The sequence below is a fragment of the Streptomyces sp. SPB074 genome (assembly GCF_000154905.1).
Lineage (GTDB): Bacteria > Actinomycetota > Actinomycetes > Streptomycetales > Streptomycetaceae > Streptomyces.
The window spans coordinates 2,411,255-2,413,467 of record NZ_GG770539.1; the positions used below are offsets into that span (position 1 = coordinate 2,411,255).

Annotated in this window: 3 protein-coding genes; 1 reads left to right on the plus strand and 2 read right to left on the minus strand. The window is 69.3% G+C overall.

Annotated features, from left to right (window positions below):
- Positions 1-44: 44 nt before the first annotated feature.
- Both ftsX and ftsE read right to left on the minus strand, forming a co-directional pair.
- A complete protein-coding gene (gene ftsX, locus SSBG_RS09785) occupies positions 45-962 on the minus strand; it encodes a permease-like cell division protein FtsX (protein ID WP_007822906.1) in 918 nt (305 codons plus the stop codon).
- Positions 963-1,019: 57 nt separating this feature from the next.
- Positions 1,020-1,709 carry a cell division ATP-binding protein FtsE gene (ftsE, locus tag SSBG_RS09790; protein WP_008746008.1) on the minus strand — a complete coding sequence of 230 codons (690 nt, stop codon included), beginning with the start codon at positions 1,707-1,709 and terminating at the stop codon, positions 1,020-1,022.
- 266 nt (positions 1,710-1,975) lie between these two features.
- Between ftsE and SSBG_RS09795 the strand changes: the two genes are divergently transcribed.
- Complete coding sequence (locus SSBG_RS09795) at positions 1,976-2,176, plus strand: hypothetical protein (protein WP_037869379.1); 201 nt, start codon at positions 1,976-1,978, stop codon at positions 2,174-2,176.
- Positions 2,177-2,213 lie beyond the last annotated feature (37 nt).

Here is a 2,213-nt window from a genome sequence, read left to right on the forward strand (position 1 = left end):
CCCCGGCCGCGCGGCGCCCGGACGTCCCCGTGCCGGTGGCCCGCTCAGACCTTCAAGTACTTGCGCAGCGCGAAGAACGCGGCGAGCGCGGGCATCACGATGCTCGTCGCGAGGACGAGCGGCAGCTTCTCGATGACAGGGCCCCAGCCGATGAACTCGATGAGGTTGAGCTTCGAGGAGAGGTCGAGGCCGCCGTCGATGATGAAGAACCGGCCGCCCACGAGCATCCCGCAGGCCACGATCCCGCCGATGAGCCCGGCGACCGCCGCCTCCATGATGAACGGCGCCTGGATGTAGAAGCCCGAGGCGCCGACGAGCCGCATGATCCCGGTCTCGCGGCGGCGGCTGAACGCCGAGACGCGGACGGTGTTCACGATCAGCATGAGCGCGACGACGAGCATGAGGGCCATGAGCGCGCGCGCCGCCCAGTTCATGCCGTCGAGCAGCCCGAAGAGGTTGTCGAGGATGCTCTTCTGGTCCTGGACCGACTGCACGCCCGCGCGGCCCTTGAAGGCCGTCGCGATGACGTCGTAGTCCTTGGGGTCCTTGAGCTTGACGCGGAAGGACTCCGGCATGAGGTCCGGGGTGAGCTGGGATGCGATCGGCGAGCGGCTGAATTCCTTCTGGTACAGCTTGTACGCCTGGTCGGCCGTCTCGTGCGTGACCGTCTGGACGGCGGGCATCTTCTTGAGGTCGGTCTCGATCTGCTGGCGCTGCTCGGGGGTCACGGCCCCCTTGGCGCACGACGGGCTCTCGCCGACGTCGTTCTTGCCGCACAGGTAGACGGTCACGTTGACCTTGTCGTACCAGTAGCCCTTCATCGAGTCGACCTGGTCGCTCATGAGGAGCGAGGCGCCGAAGAGGGCGAGGGAGAGGGCGACCGAGACGACCACCGCGAAGGTCATCGTGAGATTGCGCCGGAGACCGACCCCGATCTCCGACAGGACGAACTGGGCGCGCATGGCGTCCTTTCAGAACTCAAGGCGCCCGCGGGACGGCCGGCCCGCGGACGCCGGGTGTCAGTGCTGGTAGCCGTAGACGCCGCGGGACTGGTCGCGGACGAGGCGGCCCTTCTCCAGTTCGATGACGCGCTTGCGCATCTGGTCGACGATCTGCTGGTCGTGCGTGGCCATGACGACGGTGGTCCCGGTCCGGTTGATCCGGTCGAGCAGCTTCATGATGCCGACCGAGGTCTGGGGGTCCAGGTTGCCCGTGGGCTCGTCGGCGATGAGGAGCTTGGGCCGGTTGACGAAGGCACGGGCGATCGCCACGCGTTGCTGCTCACCACCGGACAGCTCGCCCGGCATCCGGTCCTCCTTGCCGCCGAGCCCGACGAGGTCGAGGACCTGCGGCACCGATTTGCGGATGTCGCCCTTCGACTTGCCGATGACCTCCTGCGCGAAGGCGACGTTCTGCGCGACCGTCTTGTTCGGCAGCAGGCGGAAGTCCTGGAAGACGTTGCCGAGCTGGCGGCGCATCTGCGGCACCTTCCAGTTCGACAGGCGCGCGAGATCCTTGCCGAGGACGTGGACCTGCCCGTGGCTCGCGCGCTCCTCGCGCAGGATGAGCCGCAGGAAGGTCGACTTCCCCGACCCGGAGGACCCCACGAGGAAGACGAACTCGCCGCGCTCGACTTCGAGGGAGACGTCCCTGAGTGCGGGGCGGCTCTGTTTGGGGTAGGTCTTGGAGACGTTGTCGAATCGGATCACGAAAACACCACGGATCGCCGGGGGCAGGTGAGCGTGACCATACGCGACCCCGGGGGCGCCTCGCAGACACCGGCCCGGCGCCGTGCGCGGACGATCCTCCGTTCCGGGCACGATCGCGGGCAAAGCGGGCGGGGCAGGGGCCGTTCGGGCCCGGCGGCCCCTCACCGCGAGGTCCCGGGGGGCCTCGGCCCGGCGACGCGCCCGCGCCCCCGCGGTCGGGACCTGGCACAGTGGAGTGGTACGGCCGGGGCGGAAGGATGAAGCGCATGACCTACGACCGACTGGTGTGCGCGAACTGCGCCGCTCCCGTGAGCGAGGGCCGCTGCCCGGTCTGCCGCGCGAGCCGCGAGCGCCTCAAGGAGACGCGGGGGCAGTCCCCCTTCTCCCAGCTCAGCCCCATGGCACTGCTCGCCCTCCTCGTGGCGTGCGTCGCGGCGGTGATGGTGCTCGCCGAGCGCTACGCCTGAGCCGGGTGGAGATGCGGTGAAGAAGGAGTGGGGGCCG